Genomic DNA, 19,177 nt, shown 5'->3' with positions numbered 1-19,177 from the left:
GCAGTAATGAGATGATTTACTTGTGTTTTTGAATAAAGAATGAAGATGGTCATCTAATTCTTTCATCACCGTTTTCACTTCCGAACCTTTTAAAATTAACCTTTCAAATATGGAATGTAGTGACATGGTTATTAGGGCAGAAGAAAGCCCGTGCCCCATCACATCAAGTAGGATAAGGCCATACCGCCGGGCGTCAATTTGGTAAAAACCATATATATCACCCGATAATTGATTGGAGCCTTTATAATACGCTTGAATTTCAAGATGTTCATTAATAATAGGAACTGGCAATAGTGTCTCTTGTATCTTTTTTGCAAGACCCAGTTCTCTTTCTGTATCTACTTTGAATTTTTCATTTTTTTCGTTCAATTCAATCAGCTTATTCTTTTGCATTTTCATCGTTTCATGAGCAATCTCTAAATCAGCATAAGCCTTATTCCTAGCATTTAGTGCGGTCTCTGCCTCTTTTTTCGCTATAAGAAGCTCATTTTCTAATTCGTTTCTTTTTCGCATTGGAATCACCACACACTCAATAATGGTTCTTCCATCTCGCTCTCTTTGAACAGCGTTGAGTAACACAGGTATTTCTTCATCATCTACACACTTTAAGGATATATATATTTCCTCAATCTGATTTTCTAACTTAATCAGAGGAACCAGATAAAGCTGATGAAAGAGTATAGCTGAAGCCGAAAGGATATAATTAATAGGCTGCCCTTGCAATTGATCGAGATTATACCCCAATAATTTAAGTAAGGTTTGATTAACGGATAAAATATCATCTTCTTCTGATAAAGTTAAATATCCGCAGGGTGCCTCATTTAGTTGTTCATTCACAAAAATTCACACCCATCTCTATCTATAAATCGTTTGTCGGAAATTCATCCAAAAACTGTCGAATTAAGAATATCGTCTCTTCAGGATGACTCATATGTGGACAGTGTCCTGTTGCTTTCATCACTTTCAATGTACTATCAGGAAGATGCTTATGAATATATTCACCTACTGCTGACGGAGCAATAACATCTTTGGAACATTGCAAAATGAGTGATGGTACTTTTACTTTTGCTAAATCTTTACGGTTGTCTGCAAAAAAGGTAACCTCCGCAAATTGTCGTGCGATAATGGGATCAGTAGAACAAAAACGATTCTCTAAATCCCGTTTAAGCTCTGGGCGATCTGGATTACTCATGACCGTTCCCGCAAAAGCGGTTGCCCAGCCTATGTAATTTTTGTCCATCATATCAATCAATCCTAAAAGTTGTTCTTTCTCGAATCCCCCGTAATAATCATTAGGGAGATTAAGGTAGCAAGGGGAAGGACCAACCAGGACAAGTTTAGAAAAATATTCAGGATGTTTAATGGATGCCAGCATCCCAATCACACATCCAACAGAGTGTCCAACAAATATAGCATCTTTTAGGTCTAATGCCGAACAAACATCAAGTACGTCTTGTGCATACCCATCAAGAGTACTGTATCTTTCCACATTATATGCCTGTATATCTGAATTACCTGACCCAACATAGTCAAATAGAATAATATGGTATTCATCTTCGAAATCTTTTGCAACTGATTGCCAGACATTTTGATCACAACCAAAACCTGGTGCAAATATCATTGGTCGTGTACCTCTTCCTCTAATCTTTACATTATTACGCAATAAAATATTGGGATTCATGATTGGCTCCTTCATTTAGAAGATATACTCACTATATGTTAACACTAACCTTATTCGAATTAAAGAATTACACTTTAGCTGAAAATTGTCTGAGCTTGAACAGGAATGAGGAGAGTGGTATACACTTGGCGGAGTTTCAAGACTTTTGGAAACTCTCGGTCTTTCGTATACAGGAACCTCTTCTACCTGGAAAAGGCCGACAACGTTCCTTGATAATATGGAAAGCCTTATTATAAAAAGGGATCATGTATTGAATAACTACGATGGATTTTTTGATTAGATCGCCAAGAAATATATGGTTATATTTTAATAGAAAAAATAGGGGTTTTTATTATGGGTAACTTAAATTTCCCCCTTTTTCTGACCCAAATCCTTGAATTTTGTTTGACCAAATCTGATGACTAATTGGAACAATTAAAAGATGGCTTCAGTTTTTTTCGCAAAATAATTATTGAAATAATAAATCGTTATCGGACGCCTTCTTTGTTTTTCCTGTATAATAATACTATATTTTACATTTGGGAGGAATTATTCATGGACGAAGCCAGCAGTTTAATAGGGCTTTTTGCAATCATACCGATTTTGTTTTATTTGGGACTTATTGTTTTAAGTGTTTATTTCATTATTAAGATCATAAAATTCATCAATGCAAAGACAAGATTAGATCAAGAAAGAAATGAAAAGCTGGATGAATTGATAAAAGTCATTGGAAAAGATAAAGAAGATCAAAATAAGCCACTTTAATATAAATGCTCTTTTCGTAAAGATTGTTGTTTTTAAAACGAAACTATTTTAGGTTGATTGGAGCGGAAGTGCGAGACTCCTGCGGGAGCAGCGGGACAGGTGAGACCCCACAGGCGTTTACGCCGAGGAGGCTCACCGCCCGCCCCGCGGAAAGCGAGCACCTGGAGGGGAAATCAACAACACTGCACTACTTCGAAAATAGCAACAAAGTATGCGAAAACAGCCAATATAAAAAAGCACAATTCCATTAGGGGTTGTGCTTTTTTATTTAAGAAGATGAAAGCTTACTAGATCCACATAAAAAGGGCGATTTTTTTGTAACGTCAAGGTAGGGGTACAAGCATTTCCTAATTAGGACCATAACATATTAGGAGGTGATTGAATTGACAGTTAAATTAGAAACTTTATTGGATCGTTCAGAAAAGAATATGGGCAGCGGAATTCATCCAGTCGTAAAAGAATCAGCTTTGGAAATGGTTAAACGGGCATACCAAGAAGGCATTTTCGTGCAAATCAGCGCAGGTTATCGGTCTATGGAAGAGCAAGCAAAGCTATATGGTCAAGGTCGCCTAGGTTATATATACAATGGTAAAAACTATAGTGATTTATCGAAGCCGAGAGTGACCAAGGCGATGCCAGGTCAATCTTACCATAACTATGGACTAGCGATTGATTATTTCATAGTCGGCGATGATGGAAAGAATGGCATATGGACAGTTGATGCAAAATGGAGACGTGTAGCGGCTATTGGTAAATCCTTGGGCTTTGCATGGGGCGGGGATTGGACAAGCTTTAAAGATTATCCGCACTTGGATATGACGGGCGGACTGACTTATTCTCAGTTAAATGCGGGAACAAGGCCTAGATTGATATCAAAAGTGAATGGAACCACTCCACCACCTACACAAGTCGAATCCGAAGTCATTGTAAAAGATACACCAGCAAAGGACAGCGGCAACCAAACTATCAAGTCCATTCAGAGGACATTAAATAGCAGATATAGAACAAAAATAGATGTTGATGGATATTATGGTCCCAATACTAAAAAAAGCGCTGATCAAGGGTTTTCAAACCGAATTGAATAAACAATATGGTGCAAAGATTAATGTTGATGGAATATGGGGACCCCAAACAAAAGCGGCTTCACCTAATGTTAGGGAAGGGGCGGAAGGGAATATCACCTATATCCTTCAAGCTGCACTTTTTTTGGAAGGACATAATCCACATGGCATGGATGGTATCTTTGGAAGCGGAACGGAAATAGCTGTGAAGGCATTTCAAAGGGCCAATGGATTATCTGCAGACGGCATCGCCGGTGAAAATACCTTTGCAAAACTATTTGGATGATATTTGAAATGGAATAGAACTATATTGCTTAAAATTAGCTTAGCAAAAAAGCCCTATGAGGGCTTTTTTGCTATAAATGAAAATATAGCATTCATTTTAAAAGTAAATATCCCAATCGTTTAGGAATCGAAGTATAAGAAACGTAAGAATACATATGGGGACAAGAAATGTAACCGCATTTACGAAATGAAAGTACTTTAATGCGGAATGCTTTTTGACTTTAATCACTAAATAGAAGAATGATGAAATTGCGAGCAGTGGGCATAACAAGCCAAGATCAGTTAAAATGCTTGAAATTGGGTGGTTCATAACACTAAGTCCAATAAGGAATGAAGCAAGGCAAATAACATTGATAACCGACAAGATGGTTGGTATTAACAACAAGTTCTTTTTTACTGTTTCCATAAATTTCACCTCCTAGGAGATAACCCCACACATATCTTATAATATTCACGATTATCCAGCAAAACTTTTGATTAACTGTATACAAAGACTAAATACTCAAATTTATCCATTCACAAATCTGAATTGTAATATTTATCGAGTATTTATGCTCATTTTTGTTCACTTAAAATTGACTGAAATATAATAGTTTTTTTAATTTTCCATCACATTTAGACAATAAAGTTAAAGGAGGACATAACTTTATTGGAGGAAAAAAATGAAAAAAATATGGAAAAAGCCAATTTTGCCTATCGCCTCTATTAGTCTGGCATCTGTGATGTTTATAAATGCCATTCCCGAAACTCCAGTTCAAGCAAAATTGAATGTTCAATCACAAGTGCAAACGAAAAATCATTTGCTTCCGCTTGGAACCCCAAATTTGCAGGAGAAAAGAACTTCCATGAATCTAGCACCAGGAGTGAAGTATACCAAAATCAATCGTGGTGAAACATCTTCTAAAGACTTTTACACAGTGGATGTGGCATTTGTAGAAACACAAAAGCAGGCAAAGGAATTGTTGGGGAATTTAAAGAAAGACGGTTTCAACAATGCTCATATCATAAAAGAATCAGATCGGGCCGAGGAAGACCGGAAAAAGGGACCGCTTGGGTACATTGTTCGCATCGGTCAATATCAGCTGGAAGCAGATGCAGCCGAAATGAAAAACAAGTTATCTGAAAAGGGATATTCGGGACTTCGGACTGTGTATACGGGTGAAGACGGAGAGAAAACAACAGGACCATGGGTAGTGAACGTCCTTGAAGTGGATCAGGATCGATTTAATGGGCATGTGGTGCCTGAATTAGCAAATGATGCAGTGACAGGAAAAGAAACATTGACCCAAATCGCTGATAGAAATGATGCTATTGCAGGAGTTAATGCAGGATACTTTGTTATGGGAGAGAAGGATGGAACACCAGGCGATCTTGCCGGTATATTCGCAAGCAAAGGTCAACTTGTCAGTGAAGCTATAAATGGACGTTCAGCTCTGATTTTATCTTCTGCTGAAGGGAAGGCAAACATTGCATCTGTGTCCACGTCAATTCAGGCTACTTCATCTGATGGGGCGGTTAGGGAAGTGGATGGATTGAATCGGAAGTCAGGATTAATCCGCAATTGTGGCGGTGTTGGAGGAGATACGACAACAGAACGGGCAAAACATGATTTTACTTGTAAGGATGAAAGTGAACTTATCCAATATACGTCCGTATTTGGAGAAAAGACAGAATCGGGCGACGGTATGGAAGTGGTAGTAAATCATGCCGGAGTAGTGGCGGAAATCCGTAACAAGCGTGGGGGAGACATTCCAAGCAGTGGTTCCGTTCTTGCGGGAACGGGGGAGGCGGCAGAGTGGCTTCGTGACCATGCCCGACAAGGAATGAAGATTCAAGTGAAAAGTAAAATCATCGAGGATGGAAAACAATTAAAATTAGGCCAAACTACAAGTATGATTAATGGAGGTCCTCGATTATTGGAAAACGGAGAAATTTCCATTAATGCCGTAGAGGAAGGCTTTCACTGGGAAGAAGATCCAGGCTTTTATTATCGTTTTGGGGAACGTCGTAATCCAAGAACGCTTGCAGGAATCAAAGAGAATGGCAATCTATTATTGGTTACCATTGATGGACGCGCACCCGGATGGAGCGTGGGAGCTAATTTTGAAGAAAGTGCGAAAGTCATGAAGTCATTAGGGGCAGTCGATGCCATCAATCTTGACGGCGGCGGATCGACGACCATGACAGTTGGGGATGACCGAGTCACAAGACCATCTGATGCAGCAGGTGAACGCCCRATTGCCGACGGTATTCTGTTAGTAGAATAGATGGGCAGGGATTATCGTCTCATTCATCGTTTTGGTTAAAGCGGGTCGTCGTGAAAAAAATCTCTTCAGTTATGTTTCTGAAGAGATTTTTTTCTGTGATATTTTGAAATAATTTAATATAGGGAATTTGAAATACTTTCAGCAGTTTTTAACAATAAAGAGATATGTTGTTCCATCGATTCCCTATGCCAGCGAAAGACAGGCCCGGAAATGGAGATAGCTCCAATGACTTTTCCTTTAGCACCGAAAACTGGTGCTGATAATGCAGCTACATTCTTCGTGATTTCTTCCTCATTAATTGAGTAACGAGTATTTACTATAATTTCCAATTGTTGTTGTTGTAGCATTTTTCTTTCTTCCTCTGGAAGGAGGTTTAATACTTGTGTCTGTAACCCTTCGCTTAGAAATGCCAAAATTACCCGTCCGCTTGAGCCGAGCTGTAGCGGAATTATTGCCAACACCTGCCCTTCTGCTAATTTCCTGATTACTTACATGTTCAATTACACACATTCTAACCATGTTTGTTAACATATAAAACCCAACGGTTTTCTGTGTTTCGTCTCTTAATTTAATCAATGGTGGATCGATTATCGAGACAAAAGGTACATCGGTTATAATTTTATTTGCATAATCGATAAACACCGTGCCAAGTGAATATTTTTTAGAATCTGCATCTTGGAATACCAAACCGTCCATTTTCAAAGTAGTCAGCAGACGATGAGTGATAGGGGGAGAAATATTAAGGCTTTCACTAATATGACGACATGATGCATGTTCGAGATGAATGTATTAATAAATAGTTCTTCCCATAAAAGAGATCGTCAATGACGATCTCTTTTTTCTCCATTTTAGCTGTGGAAGTTCCTCTTTAAATCTTAATTCAAGATTAGTTACAAAACTCGCTTATAATCTGGTTCTTTATTTCTTCTATCGGAAACCCCTGTTGATAGGTGGATATCATCAACATAATTCCTTGTAGCACAGATGAAAAATATAACGATCGTTTCCTTGGTTCCGTTTCACCCATACTTTCAAATATTTTACATTGAAACTCAAATTGTCTAGCATTTTCTTCAATTATGAGATGACTGTATTTTATCAACTCTTCATCTGATTCTGGCTGAGTTTGAAGGTGTAGATAGAACCGATGGACTTCTGGCTTTTGGTGGATATTATCAATGGCACCATTGATTATATGTTCAAGCTGTTCACGAGGTGTATTTAAGGTGAAAGCTTCTTCCATGACCTCTACCACCTCCTTGATTCTGGCCTCGACCATTTCAGAAAGCAGTTCTTCTTTTCCTTTATAATAGTTATAGAGTAACCCTTTCGAAATGCCCGCCTGCTTGGCTATATCGCTTATGGAAGTAGCGTAATAGCCTTGTTTTATAAATAACTCCATGGCTGCAGCGCGAATTTTTTCTTTGGATGCTTGGCGAATACGGTCATTCTCTTCGGGTGTACGTGGCATTTTATCTTCAATCCTCCATAAAAGCAGTGAATTCTTGATATAAAATTTCAGAATGGGTGAGGGGAAGCATATGATCGGCATCCTCTATTTCGATGAAACGGATGTTTGGAACCTTTCGGAAACAATCGGCAACCCGGAAATTATCTGCCAAGTCCTTTTTGCCGATAAAAAATAAAGTTTCGGTGTTCAATTCTTCTAATCGTTCCATTGCCGGCGGCCGCGGCCATATCATGCAGAAATCAGCGGGCCACTTAAGCATGCGCCCGAAATGATGCCTGAGCATTTTGACAGTGAGATCTTTGTGYGGACTATCGATAACAACTTGGTATGTTGGTGAATGAAGGGCAAGCTCTAACATCTTATCTATATTGGGGGCACTTTCCAATATCTTGTTATGATATTGTTCAAACTCCTTTGAATAGGGAAAACCAGTTAAAGAAGGAGCTATTAATACAAGTTTCGATACCCTTTCTGGATAATTAAGGGCTAAATCAGTGGCAATCTRTCCGCCCATGGAATGACCTATAATCGTTGCCTGATTAAGTTCCAGGTAATCCATTAGTGCCAATACATCCTCTACATAGTTTGCATGTTTTATGGGGGATGGGGATTTTCCGGCACCACGGCCATCAAAAACGATCACTTTGTAATTTTTAGTTAAAAGAGATGCTAAAAATGTCCATTGCCTCAAATCAACACCACCACCATGAATAAGAACAACAGGAAGACCCTTGCCATTAACCTCGAAATGTAAATCCAATGCAACCCCTCCTTTTTCATCACTGAATTTTCAGATTTATTTTATTATTGAATGAACGTTTAGTCAATAGAAAATGCAATTAAATTTTGAACAACTGTCTAAGATTATATTAACTTTTATATAATGCGGATTTTACTATTAATGTTAATCTAAATGTTTATGTAAAGTGTCTTAAACTTAGTATATGATTTAACATATTAGTCTTTTAGACAGAGGTGCTTTAAAAGGCTTATATTGGGTAGTTTCAACTGTTGGACAAACACTTGAAAATCAAATTGAATCACTTCAGGGATATGGCTAAGGAAAATCAATCTGAAGCAAAATCAAATCGAATAGCTCTTCATGGAGCATTAGAGTATTTGCGAGAAGGAGATAAGCTAATTGTACCCAAAATAGATAGATTTGCTCGCTCAGTCAAAAACCTACATAACGTTGCTAGCCAATTAGAGGATAACGGCATCGGCCTTGTTTTCTTAAAAGAGCAGTCCCGAGTAGTGCCATCTATGCAAATGCTAAAGATAGGTAAAGGTGTATAAGTAATATTTGAAGGAAAAGAGAAAGAGGGTTAGAATCTTACATTCACTTTAATCTTGGATATTAAAAGCTGGAACATTTTCATCTTAATGAGTGATGTTACGTTTTTTAACAAATTTGTTAATGATGGATCACCCCGTTTTGGGACCTTTCGTGAAAATGATACGCCCCCATTTATTTAAGTATTCGTGGCCTTTTTTTCTGAACAGGTAGGCGGATACTAAACTTGAGGTATTGCGTTACGAACTACAAAGACTTATATTCAATAATCGGGCAGCTTGTGGAATAAACAAGTGATAATTGAACTCGGCAAAACAGCTGATTTTTTTACGATACAACTTCGTAACACTTATTGACGATTAATGATTACTTTTTCTAGGGGTGGAATACATGGAAAATATAAAAATTTTAATAGCTGATGATGATGTTGAGATTGCTGATTTGGTTGCTATACATTTAGAGAAAGAAGGATATCGTGTCATTAAGGTATCGGATGGGCAAGAAACCATTGATGTTATCCAGACTCAACCAATTGATTTACTGATTTTGGATATTATGATGCCGAAAATGGATGGATATGAAGTTACCCGTCGAATTCGCGAAAAACATAATATACCGATTATTTTTTTGAGCGCTAAAACGTCTGATTTTGATAAAGTGCAGGGACTCGTGATTGGAGCAGACGATTATATGACGAAACCATTTATACCCATTGAATTGGTAGCTCGGGTAAATGCACAGCTGCGGCGCTTTATGAAATTGAATCAACCTAAATACAAACAAGATACAAACTTGGAATTTGGAGGATTAACGATTTCTCCTGAACAACGTACAGTTACTCTATATGGTAAGAATATTGAGTTAACACCGAAAGAGTTTAAAATTTTATATTTATTAGCCAGTAATCCAAATAAAGTCTATAATGCAGAAGATATTTTTCAGAAGGTATGGGGGGATGCATACTATGAAGGGGGGAATACCGTTATGGTTCATATTCGCACTTTGCGAAAAAAACTTGAAGAGGATAAACGAAAAAACAAATTGATAAAAACTGTATGGGGGGTAGGTTATAAATTCAATGGGTAATATTMTGYGAGGCTTTCGTTCAAAAATGATTATATTGTTAGGTTTAAGCATGTTGTTGTCTTGCGTCGTAACATATTTCCTCTTTAAAGTACTCCAATTGTATTATTATACAAATGTTAATTATGGAGATACACTAGCTTATTTTCGCAAAATCATACAAAATATTGGAGACCTTAACGTCTTTTTGCTTGTATTTATCACGCTTTCGATATTATTCTTCTTTTTACTTACAAAACCCTATTCTGCCTATTTCAATGAGATTTCAAAAGGAATTCATTATCTCGCTCAGGGTGACTTTAAGCATCGAGTTCAAATATTGTCAAATGATGAATTTAGTGATATTGCACAAGGCATTAATCTGGCAAGTGAAAAATTGGAACAAGCCATAGAAAGGGGTGACTTTTCGGAGAGTAGTAAAGAGCAGTTAGTAGTTAATTTGGCTCATGATTTGCGCACACCTCTTACCTCTGTTTTAGGTTATTTAGATTTAATCCTTAAGGATGATAATTTGACAGAAAATCAGGTAAGGCATTATTTAACGATTGCCTTTACCAAATCTCAACGCTTGGAAAGGTTAATTGATGAATTATTCGAAATAACAAGGATGAATTATGGGATGTTACCAGTTGAAAAGAAACAAATCGATTTAAGTGAGCTACTTGTTCAATTGAAAGAAGAATTGTATCCTGTCTTTGAGAAAAATGATTTGATAGCAAGAATGAATATCACTTCTCCTTTATCTATTATGGGTGATGGAGAGTTATTGGCACGTGTGTTTGAAAATCTTCTGATTAATGCAAATCGCTATGGGTATGAGGGGCAGTATGTGGATATCAACGGTTTTATTGATTCAGAGGAAGTGGTTATTCAAGTTATCAATTATGGGGATGCCATTCCTCCAGATGAACTGCCTCATATTTTTGATATGCTTTATACTGGTGACAAAGCACGAACTCATCAAGAAAATAGTACAGGTCTCGGTTTATTCATTGCGAAGAATATTGTAGAGCAACACAATGGGACAATATCCGCCGCAAGCGATTTAATAAGCACTATATTTGAAGTCCGATTACCAATGGCGGATTCCTAAGAAGTTTAATAATAAGATCCAAGTGAAAATTTAAGAAAAATTTAATGTTTACCCCACTTTTTATTTTAAAAGTTTTTCCTATCCTATAAACAAGTTACATCAAGGAGGAGACTAAAAATGAAAAAGTGGGGATTTTTATTGGTTTTTGCATTAATTCTAGTTTTTATTTTTAAGATATTACCGATATCCCAAGATAAAGTAGAGGATCAAATATATGAACAAAATGATAATACAGCTATTGAAAATCCCCTAAAGATTGAGATTACAGAAGAGCAGATCCATCAAGGGAATCTGCTTTTGGTTAACAGCGAATATGCTGTTGAACAAGCTGGCATACAATCGGATATCATAAATTTATTTACACACAAAGGGTTAACTGCCGGATACCAGTTACCTAATAATGAAATAAAATTATCAGAAGAAATAGCTGAAAAATTTTCGGAGATGATAACTGCGGCAGAAGAGGATGGGGTTAGTAATTTCTTAATTAGCAGTGGTTATCGAGATTTTGATGAGCAAAACAGACTGTACAAGGAGATGGGGGCTGACTATGCTTTGCCAGCCGGGCATAGCGAACACAATTTAGGATTAGCACTCGATGTAGGGTCTACTCAAATGAAGATGAAAGAAGCACCTGAAGGAGAGTGGATAGAAGGAAATGCTTGGAAAAACGGCTTTATCTTACGCTATCCCGCGAATAAAACGGACATTACAGGAATTCAATATGAACCATGGCATATTCGCTATGTCGGCTTGCCTCACAGTGCGATTATTCAGGAAATGAATTTAGCTTTGGAAGAATATTTGGATTATTTAAAAGATGAAAAGAGCATATCTATTAGTGTTGAAGGGAAAAAATATACAATTTCATATTATCCCATTTCTCAAAACGGAACAATTGAAGTTGAAGTACCAGCGAATGAACAGTATGAAATATCTGGTAATAATATGGATGGAGTGATTGTGACCACATTGAATTAGGTTCGAAAATGAGAAAGTCTTAGTTTTAAATGTAAAGTAGGAGACGTATTCTATCTGCTTAACTGACGGTTTTGTATACTTATTTTTGTACTATTATTTATTGTGTTTCAAATTGTATTTTTATTAAAGGCGCAAAAATATTTAAGCATTTTCTATGGGGGGATGTTTTTCTTTTTCTACCTTTCACTAGAAATCAATACTTCCATTTTCTTCTGAAGGTATTACTACATATATGTTGAACCTTTTTCTATTTATACCGTTAGGTTTTTGAACACCTTAGGGGCGATTATTGGACGTTAGCAGCTGGGGATATTGGCTCACTCTTTTCCCGTATTAATATAAATGGCGGAATCATACTAAATCCTGTCAATGCAGGGATATACATATCTGCTACTAAGTACACATTCAGAAGAATTGCCATTATCAATGTTATTTTAGAGACAGGTTCAGCTCTGTATTGTATCCAAACTGCAAAATCAGGTACAGGAGCTATTTCAGGATGTTACGCTTCAGCATATGTGAGTCCTATCAATGCTTCGTCAGTATTAGGGCGTTCATCTGATTGGTTAGTGGATTTATCAGGTAACTTTGCTACAGCACCTAACGATTGTGCAAATGGCTCTACTTTTAGAGGGAATGGAATTCTCAGAATTAGAAAAACTGGTGCTTGTGTAACGATGTGAAAACCAATAACAACAATCAAACGCTAACAAGAATAGCGGTTTTATTTTGGCTAAATTAGGAAGATGTAACAAAGTTGGAACTTCTATATTCAAAGTTATTTTTCCTGATTTAATATTAGAGTATAATAGTAATAAATGAATAATAAAAGGTGTGATTTTTCTGACGGAAGCACTAAAAAAGCAGCATAGAAAGTTACCTCGTTTGATAATTATCCAACGGATCATTCTTATTACAATTGGTGCTTTGCTAATGGCCACTGGATTGGAAATCTTTTTAATTCCCAATCATGTAATTGATGGAGGCATTACAGGCATTTCCATTATGCTTTCTCACATTACCGGAATAAAACTGGGAATCTTTCTATTCCTTTTGAACCTACCATTTGTATATTTGGGATATAAACAGTTTGGAAAAACTTTTGCTATATCTACTGTATATGGGATTATAATGCTTTCCATTTTTGCGACATATTTTCATCCTATCCCGCCCTTCACCGAAGATATCCTTCTTGCTACAATTTTTGGCGGTATTTTTTTAGGTATAGGTGTGGGAATAGTAATTCGTAACGGTGGTGCTCTTGATGGTACAGAAATACTTTCGATTGTAATAAGTAAAAAAGTGCCTTTTTCTGTTGGTGAAATTGTTATGTTCATCAATCTATTTATACTTGGTTCTGCCGGATTCGTTTACACATGGGATAGAGCTATGTATTCAATCTTAGCTTATGTAATAGCTGCTAAAGCCATTGACATTGTTATTACTGGAATGGAAGAAACAAAGTCAGTTTGGATAATTAGCGATGAAGCAAAAGAGATGGGTGATGCAATCAATAGCCGCTTAGGACGAGGTGTGACATACTTACATGGTGAGGGTGCTTTTACAGGAGAAGACAAAAAGGTTATCTTCTGTGTAATTACCAGACTTGAAGAATCCAAGTTAACTACAATTGTTGAAGAGATCGACCCTTCATCTTTCTTAGCAATGGCAAATATCGCGGAAGTACGTGGAGGACGGTTCAAAAAGAGAGATATTCATTAATATTAACCACACAGGAAGCGCTCATAACTTGAGTGCTTTTTTTGCATACTTTTTTAACAGGATGGGAATATTTTGTAGTAAAAAACAATGAAAATAAAATGCAGTTAGTATTTACTGCGCTTTTTTTATTAGCAGGGATTAAATGGAGCAATTGGATTATTATCCGACCATCTTATTCTTTATTATTGGTGATCTTCTATATAGTCGTTTACTCTATAACCATCAACTGTGGGCTTATCAAGAAATATTTTAAGTGTTTTGGAAACATTAAGTCTGAAATTTTATTATTAACAAAATCCAAGTCGTCCCAAAAGGGTGGCGCTTTTTATTATGTAATGAGGGATGGAAACATAAGAAAAACTAGACATCTACTTTAACCAAGTGATGACTTATTCTTTTTTAGAATGTAATACATAGAAAAGGCACTTAACCTAATTGGTCGAGTGCTTTTTGTGTCGTTTTTAATACTTCTTTATTTTTATTAATGAAAACTTTATTTCTTAATATCATTTCTTTATTATTAAGCTCATTATTTAGTTCGGTAGTATTGTTCAGTTTCTCTAGAAGTGAGATTATTGATGGCATTGCTAATAATTCATGGAAAGCTATGTTTGTTTTAATAGATAAGATTTTTAGCTCAGTAAGTTGACGAGGAGATAAAAAAGACTCAAATGGTTGCCTTTCATTTATTTCCATGATTGTTTCCTCCATATGATGTGAATTATTAAATTGTGATTTAATTATAAAATAGATAAGTTCAATAAATGTATTAATCATGTAAAGATTTGATGAATTGTAGAAGGTTGGATGAAATTAGGTTAATATTCCTATTAATATGGTAAAATATTGATGATGAATAGGGAGAGATTATAATAGATACAACTAAATACTCAGATAATTTTTCTGAAGATTCATTTTGGAAGAAGATTAAAAAATTCGGCAAAAAAGCAGGGGTTAAAGTTGTTTATGTAGCTTTACTATTGTTTTACACACTTCAAAAGCCAACTACTCCTGTTTGGGCAAAAACAGTAATTATTGGTGCATTGGGATATTTCATACTTCCGATTGATTTAATTCCTGACTTAATCTCTGGTGAATATACTGAAGAATTCACATACATCGAAGGACTTGGAATAGCAACAGAAGAAGGAGAATTAAACATGGAGAAGTTAATTAAAAGACTTTTACAGGAAGATATTTCCGTTATAGATAGAAGGGAAAATTTCCCCTTCATTTTTTTGACTAAATTAAGAACGAATGTTCTATAATGTATTTATAGAATGAAATGGAGATGTTCTTATGTCTATAAAAGATCGAGGAAAGTTAAAATGGCCGAATACGTTAAATTACTTAATGATGTAAATTACCGTCAATTAAAGCCAATATTAGATGAGTACCAGTTAGAGGAGTTTGAGGACAAGATACACACTGCTATGGAGTTTGCTTCACCTGTAATGTTTACTGTTTGGGAAGATGGATTTGATTGGGAATATACAGGAATGATACATAGGTTAGATCCTTTGACAAAGATGATACATTTAGAGTTGGAAAATGAGAAGGGACATATTATTAGGGTGAAGTTTGAGGATATTGTTGGGGTAGAGGTAAGGGAGTGAAAAAATGACTAAAGCAAAACCAAAAAGAAAACTGTGGATTAAGAGTAGAACATTCCTAAATGAATTTACAGTAGATGAATACTTGAAAAAAGAAGTGAAGTTAATCTTAGCTAAATATACAAAATGAATAGAAATCACCAGTCTATACGATTGGTGATTTTTTATTTTCTATAATTTTACTCGTTACTATTTTCATAGATAATTTGTGAAATGTGAATATAAGATATTTTGTTTGGAGATTATTATGTAGGACAGGAGAGTGATATTGATTGGATAAAAAGTCAAAGAAAATTAATCTTAATGATGTCGATATGACCGATGTAGAAGTTATTTCGCGGATAATATCGATATTAATGAATATTTTAGAAGGAAGCTTTTCGATTGTATAGCCAAAGAAGAAAGTAGGCTGTTTTTGTATAAGGAAAAGAATAAATAGTTTAATTGAAAGGACTATTCTAATGTGAAAAAGAGTAAACCAAGAAAAGAACTGCGAGGAAATGGCTATTTTGTAAATGAACCTAACTACGAATTAATGGCTAAGGCGTTTACGGAACTATACTTTAGTTTTACTAAAGGTGGATCTGGAGATGTAGAATTCGACAAATTAGGCGCAATAGCTTTATTTTCTGCATTGGCAAATGATGAAGAAGGGAAACAAATGGAATTAGATAAAATGAGAGCTCATGTTAAAAGACTTAAGAATGAAAAAAAGAAATAGATAAAGTCTTGTCGTGGTCATCTAGTTTACCCTCTGCATGCAGAGTACCGGTAAAAAGGGAAGCAAACAAAACATAGCCCCCAAATACACCATCCATGTAGTATTTGGGGGCTACTTGACGTTTACCTTTATAGCGAATTTACTTAAAATAAGGAACCTTTTTCAAAGCCACACAAACTGGAACGGCAACGATAATTCCTAATATATTTTGAACGAGATCTCCAGGTATCGAAGCTAAAGGTGCAATCCAATTACCGTATAGAATCCCTTCACCAATATAATAAACAGCTATCATAAATGGAATGGAAACGATTGTTGCTATTACATTGAAAGCAATGCTAGTACCGTTGCGACCCTTTGACCAAGCGATTTTACCAACTATATATCCTTGCAAACCACGCGCCACAATGGTGATAGGTGCCCACAATGCCCACCCTCCAACTATATCAAATAACCCCATTCCTATCGCACCAGCAAGTGCTGCTTTTTTAGGACCAAATAAAATAGATGCAATAAAAAGCATAGCTGTTCCTAGATGAACTAACCCTCCATTTGCGGCAATTGGCAGTTTAATATTCAAAAAGAATGTAGATACGAACACAAGTGCAATCAACATTGCGGTAATAATTAAATCCATAGTTTTTTGACTTGACCTTGAATAACTTTGTGTATTTTGCATATCTGTAAACCTTCCTAACTAGAATTTTCCTATGATTTTAGCAAAAGACTGGTGTCTATAAAAGTGTCAATTTATTAAAAAACTATGAGGTCAGTTGATAAAAAATACAGATATTATACGTATTGAAAAGAGAGAGGAGATGACTGTTTTTAGCTGATTTATGATAAGATAAATAAAGTTTAAAGTGGATAGGCCATATGGAGGTTATTATGAAAAAAGTTGCTGTACTACAGGATTTATCATCTTTTGGAAAATGTTCATTAACAGCTGCAATTCCGGTTCTTTCGGTCATGGGCGTGCAGGCATGCCCTTTACCAACGGCCATATTGACTGCGCAAACCGGATATCCAAGTTTTTTTTGTGAAGATTTTACATCCAAAATGAAATACTTCATAGAAGAATGGAGCAAGCTTAATGTAACCTTTGATGGAATCTATACCGGCTTCGTTACTGGTGAAGAGCAAATTAATAATATTTTCCATTTTTTAGATAAATTTTATACAAAAGAAACCATTTTACTTATTGATCCAGTAATGGGGGATATAGGAGAAGTCTATAAACTTTTTACCGATGAATTACTGGTACTTATGAGAGAACTGGTGAAGCGTGCAGATGTCATTACACCAAATGTTACAGAGTGCTGTTTATTAACCGGATTGTCTTATGAAAAGCTGCATAGCTATTCTAACGAAGAGGACTATATTAAAGCGATAGAAGAAGCAGGGAATATGTTGCAGCAAGAAACGGGAGCTCAGGTTATCATCACTGGAATGAATCCACCGTCAGCAGATTCAGAGAAGCAGTTTATCGGAAATATGTATTTGGACGGAGGTAGAACCTTTTATAGTGCGACGCAGTATAACGGTGAAAGCTATTCAGGTACTGGTGATTTATTTGCATCTGTGATTATGGGAAGCATGATGCGTGGAGAGAACCTAGAAAAATCCGTACAGCTCGCAGTGGCATTCCTGACAGAGGCTATCAATGATTCCTCCTTGGAGCAAATTCCTAAAGTAGAAGGAGTTAACTTCGAAAAATATTTACGAATGTTATTATGAATGCTTTAAAAAATGGAAAAAATAGAGTAACAAAAGCTCGGCTTTTTGACTAACCGAGCTTTTTGTATAAATCAAATAGTACTTATATTTTGCCGAGTATTGTAAAAAATCATTTAAATAATAAGGAAACTTTCTATTTACCTCACAACAGCCAGTATTTATGTTCGTTAAAGTTTGAAAATATTTAACTTACATAGACCTTTACAAAGATGAAGAAAAATTACTTGAAGAAAAAACAATATTATCTACAATCGAGGAATTAGAAGCTCTATTTCCTGATAAGGATAGATCAGAAATTATAAAGAAAATGCGTCAATTAGGTTGCTTAGAATTAAAAAACGCAAAAATTCCATGGAGTGCAAAAACAAATAAAGAAGATAGACCGCCTTGTAAAATTACTTATGCTAATGAGCCTAATATGGAATTAATGGCTAAAGCATTCACTCACCTATATTACTAACGATAAACCTTGGCTTGAAGAGGAATGAAAAAAGCTAAGGAATATACCTCAGCTCAGTTAAGGGGAATTAATAAAGAAAGAAAAGCTAGTGATAATAATATCTTTTACAATAAATTTCCTGTTTATACAAAAGACCACCAGTAATTGCTATTGGTGGTTTTCTTCAGTTTGAACTAATTCAATTTCAAATAAATCTTCTATAGATATATCTAATGCTCTGGATATTAAAACTGTATGAGTATCCTTATGACTTTCTAATTTATCAAACCTTGAAATGTTTCCTTGAGGGATTCCTGTAAGTTCACTCAATTTAACTTGTGTCATTCCTCTTTCCTTCAATAAACAGCCGAAAGGCAAAAGGGGATAAATAATATGACAACTCAAACAATTGAGGTTAAAAAGGTATTCGTAACTGACAACCAAGAGCAATGGATTGTATTTGAAGAAGAAATGCAAGCAGGATTCCAATACAAACTTGCTACTATTGACGACCTTCACGATTATGTAGCTGGAACTGGCGAAGTGTTTACATACAACGTAGAAACATTAGAGGGTGTGGTTCAATGGCATGAAGAACACTTTTCTTATGATTCTCCAGTTGACTACATCTGTGAATACAGGGTGATCAACTAATGAATAACAGATATCTTCCTTCCATTACTCTCGCCAATGATGTCCTCCAAGAAATTATCACAGCCACTGAGTTAGAGATTACCGAGTTAAAGAAGCAACTTGATAAATACGATAGGAAAGGTAATAAAGAAGCTGCAAAAGTCACGGTGGAAGTGTTATTCGCTACAATGAGGAGGCTAACATCTTATGAGAAAATGCAAAAGAATCTTCCTAAACGTGGCAGGCAAGGGGAAATTTATAACTTTGGAATACCAGAACGTGAAGTTGTATGAAAACAAGTTCTATAAGAAAAGAGCCTAAGTAGCAGTATTTACTTAGGCTCATGATAAGC

24 protein-coding genes and 1 pseudogene are annotated in these 19,177 nt (G+C 35.8%); 17 read left to right on the top strand and 8 right to left on the bottom strand.

What is annotated here, in order from left to right; genetic code table 11:
* Both AC1DVB_RS19015 and AC1DVB_RS19010 read right to left on the bottom strand, forming a co-directional pair.
* On the bottom strand, window positions 1–837 hold an 837-nt coding region (locus tag AC1DVB_RS19015; RefSeq protein ID WP_477590468.1), incomplete at its 3' end, for a SpoIIE family protein phosphatase.
* A gap of 22 nt (window positions 838–859) precedes the next feature.
* Window positions 860–1,681: an alpha/beta fold hydrolase gene (locus AC1DVB_RS19010; RefSeq protein ID WP_187049360.1), complete on the bottom strand. Its 822-nt coding sequence runs from the start codon at window positions 1,679–1,681 to the stop codon at window positions 860–862.
* Window positions 1,682–2,215: 534 nt separating this feature from the next.
* On the opposite strand from AC1DVB_RS19010, the gene AC1DVB_RS19005 reads away from it, so the two are divergent.
* The 4 genes from AC1DVB_RS19005 (at window position 2,216) to AC1DVB_RS18990 (ending at window position 6,038) form a co-directional block, all read left to right on the top strand.
* Window positions 2,216–2,425, top strand: coding sequence for a hypothetical protein (locus tag AC1DVB_RS19005; protein ID WP_034312165.1), 210 nt, complete (start codon window positions 2,216–2,218; stop codon window positions 2,423–2,425).
* 383 nt (window positions 2,426–2,808) lie between these two features.
* Window positions 2,809–3,510, top strand: a complete 702-nt coding sequence (locus AC1DVB_RS19000) for a M15 family metallopeptidase (RefSeq protein WP_477590465.1) — start codon at window positions 2,809–2,811, stop codon at window positions 3,508–3,510.
* A complete protein-coding gene (locus AC1DVB_RS18995) occupies window positions 3,503–3,772 on the top strand; it encodes a peptidoglycan-binding domain-containing protein (protein ID WP_477590463.1) in 270 nt (89 codons plus the stop codon). The genes AC1DVB_RS19000 and AC1DVB_RS18995 overlap by 8 nt, the downstream gene beginning before the upstream one ends.
* Window positions 3,773–4,433: 661 nt before the next feature.
* Window positions 4,434–6,038, top strand: a complete 1,605-nt coding sequence (locus AC1DVB_RS18990) for a phosphodiester glycosidase family protein (RefSeq protein WP_477590461.1) — start codon at window positions 4,434–4,436, stop codon at window positions 6,036–6,038.
* Window positions 6,039–6,151: 113 nt separating this feature from the next.
* Here AC1DVB_RS18990 and AC1DVB_RS18985 read toward each other — a convergent pair whose 3' ends face one another.
* The 3 genes from AC1DVB_RS18985 to AC1DVB_RS18975 all read right to left on the bottom strand — a co-directional run bounded on the left by AC1DVB_RS18985 (window position 6,152) and on the right by AC1DVB_RS18975 (window position 8,269).
* A complete protein-coding gene (locus tag AC1DVB_RS18985) occupies window positions 6,152–6,496 on the bottom strand; it encodes an IclR family transcriptional regulator domain-containing protein (RefSeq protein ID WP_477590459.1) in 345 nt (114 codons plus the stop codon).
* 428 nt (window positions 6,497–6,924) lie between these two features.
* The gene (locus tag AC1DVB_RS18980; RefSeq protein ID WP_057277729.1) at window positions 6,925–7,509 is read right to left on the bottom strand and encodes a TetR/AcrR family transcriptional regulator; all 585 of its coding nucleotides are present in this window, start codon (window positions 7,507–7,509) and stop codon (window positions 6,925–6,927) included.
* A gap of 7 nt (window positions 7,510–7,516) precedes the next feature.
* Entirely contained in the window at window positions 7,517–8,269 is a 753-nt protein-coding gene (locus tag AC1DVB_RS18975) for an alpha/beta fold hydrolase (RefSeq protein ID WP_477590457.1), read from the bottom strand.
* A gap of 251 nt (window positions 8,270–8,520) precedes the next feature.
* On the opposite strand from AC1DVB_RS18975, the gene AC1DVB_RS18970 reads away from it, so the two are divergent.
* The 6 genes and pseudogenes from AC1DVB_RS18970 to AC1DVB_RS18945 all read left to right on the top strand — a co-directional run bounded on the left by AC1DVB_RS18970 (window position 8,521) and on the right by AC1DVB_RS18945 (window position 13,682).
* Window positions 8,521–8,805, top strand: a complete 285-nt coding sequence (locus AC1DVB_RS18970) for a recombinase family protein (protein WP_057277727.1) — start codon at window positions 8,521–8,523, stop codon at window positions 8,803–8,805.
* A 388-nt stretch (window positions 8,806–9,193) separates the two neighbouring features.
* Window positions 9,194–9,889, top strand: coding sequence for a vancomycin resistance response regulator transcription factor, VanR-F/VanR-M family (gene vanR, locus AC1DVB_RS18965; protein WP_477590455.1), 696 nt, complete (start codon window positions 9,194–9,196; stop codon window positions 9,887–9,889).
* The gene (gene vanS, locus AC1DVB_RS18960) at window positions 9,882–10,979 is read left to right on the top strand and encodes a vancomycin resistance histidine kinase VanS (protein WP_477590453.1); all 1,098 of its coding nucleotides are present in this window, start codon (window positions 9,882–9,884) and stop codon (window positions 10,977–10,979) included. Before vanR ends, vanS begins: the two co-directional genes overlap by 8 nt.
* A 117-nt stretch (window positions 10,980–11,096) precedes the next feature.
* The gene (gene vanY / locus AC1DVB_RS18955; protein ID WP_477590451.1) at window positions 11,097–11,960 is read left to right on the top strand and encodes a VanY-A/VanY-F/VanY-M family D-Ala-D-Ala carboxypeptidase; all 864 of its coding nucleotides are present in this window, start codon (window positions 11,097–11,099) and stop codon (window positions 11,958–11,960) included.
* Window positions 11,961–12,022: 62 nt separating this feature from the next.
* A pseudogene (locus AC1DVB_RS18950) lies at window positions 12,023–12,228 on the top strand (hypothetical protein); the annotation flags it as partial.
* A 575-nt stretch (window positions 12,229–12,803) separates the two neighbouring features.
* The gene (locus AC1DVB_RS18945; protein ID WP_057277939.1) at window positions 12,804–13,682 is read left to right on the top strand and encodes a YitT family protein; all 879 of its coding nucleotides are present in this window, start codon (window positions 12,804–12,806) and stop codon (window positions 13,680–13,682) included.
* A gap of 426 nt (window positions 13,683–14,108) precedes the next feature.
* On the opposite strand, the gene AC1DVB_RS18940 is transcribed toward AC1DVB_RS18945, so the two are convergent.
* Window positions 14,109–14,378: a hypothetical protein gene (locus AC1DVB_RS18940; protein WP_057277722.1), complete on the bottom strand. Its 270-nt coding sequence runs from the start codon at window positions 14,376–14,378 to the stop codon at window positions 14,109–14,111.
* Window positions 14,379–14,548: 170 nt separating this feature from the next.
* On the opposite strand from AC1DVB_RS18940, the gene AC1DVB_RS18935 reads away from it, so the two are divergent.
* The 4 genes from AC1DVB_RS18935 to AC1DVB_RS18920 all read left to right on the top strand — a co-directional run bounded on the left by AC1DVB_RS18935 (window position 14,549) and on the right by AC1DVB_RS18920 (window position 16,016).
* Window positions 14,549–14,950 (top strand): YkvA family protein, encoded by a 402-nt coding sequence (locus tag AC1DVB_RS18935; protein ID WP_477590470.1) that lies wholly within the window; start codon window positions 14,549–14,551, stop codon window positions 14,948–14,950.
* A 60-nt stretch (window positions 14,951–15,010) separates the two neighbouring features.
* Entirely contained in the window at window positions 15,011–15,298 is a 288-nt protein-coding gene (locus tag AC1DVB_RS18930) for a YolD-like family protein (protein ID WP_477590449.1), read from the top strand.
* Window positions 15,299–15,302: 4 nt separating this feature from the next.
* Entirely contained in the window at window positions 15,303–15,425 is a 123-nt protein-coding gene (locus tag AC1DVB_RS18925) for a hypothetical protein (RefSeq protein ID WP_260089139.1), read from the top strand.
* A gap of 333 nt (window positions 15,426–15,758) precedes the next feature.
* On the top strand, window positions 15,759–16,016 hold the full coding sequence (locus AC1DVB_RS18920; protein ID WP_477590446.1) for a hypothetical protein: 258 nt from the start codon (window positions 15,759–15,761) through the stop codon (window positions 16,014–16,016).
* A 139-nt stretch (window positions 16,017–16,155) separates the two neighbouring features.
* Here the strand turns inward: AC1DVB_RS18920 and AC1DVB_RS18915 are convergent, their stop codons facing one another.
* Window positions 16,156–16,695 (bottom strand): ECF transporter S component, encoded by a 540-nt coding sequence (locus AC1DVB_RS18915; protein WP_057277721.1) that lies wholly within the window; start codon window positions 16,693–16,695, stop codon window positions 16,156–16,158.
* A gap of 209 nt (window positions 16,696–16,904) precedes the next feature.
* Here AC1DVB_RS18915 and AC1DVB_RS18910 point away from each other — a divergent pair, with 209 nt between their 5' ends.
* On the top strand, window positions 16,905–17,753 hold the full coding sequence (locus AC1DVB_RS18910; RefSeq protein ID WP_477590444.1) for a pyridoxamine kinase: 849 nt from the start codon (window positions 16,905–16,907) through the stop codon (window positions 17,751–17,753).
* Window positions 17,754–18,360: 607 nt separating this feature from the next.
* Here AC1DVB_RS18910 and AC1DVB_RS18905 read toward each other — a convergent pair.
* Complete coding sequence (locus AC1DVB_RS18905) at window positions 18,361–18,552, bottom strand: helix-turn-helix domain-containing protein (RefSeq protein ID WP_477590443.1); 192 nt, start codon at window positions 18,550–18,552, stop codon at window positions 18,361–18,363.
* Window positions 18,553–18,585: 33 nt separating this feature from the next.
* On the opposite strand from AC1DVB_RS18905, the gene AC1DVB_RS18900 reads away from it, so the two are divergent.
* Window positions 18,586–18,846 carry a hypothetical protein gene (locus AC1DVB_RS18900; protein WP_477590441.1) on the top strand — a complete coding sequence of 87 codons (261 nt, stop codon included), beginning with the start codon at window positions 18,586–18,588 and terminating at the stop codon, window positions 18,844–18,846.
* Window positions 18,846–19,118: a hypothetical protein gene (locus tag AC1DVB_RS18895; RefSeq protein ID WP_057277718.1), complete on the top strand. Its 273-nt coding sequence runs from the start codon at window positions 18,846–18,848 to the stop codon at window positions 19,116–19,118. The genes AC1DVB_RS18900 and AC1DVB_RS18895 overlap by 1 nt, the downstream gene beginning before the upstream one ends.
* Window positions 19,119–19,177: the final 59 nt, after the last annotated feature.

The sequence above is a fragment of the Peribacillus sp. P4_D6 genome (assembly GCF_056401795.1).
This window is presented reverse-complemented; position numbering and strand designations above follow the sequence as displayed.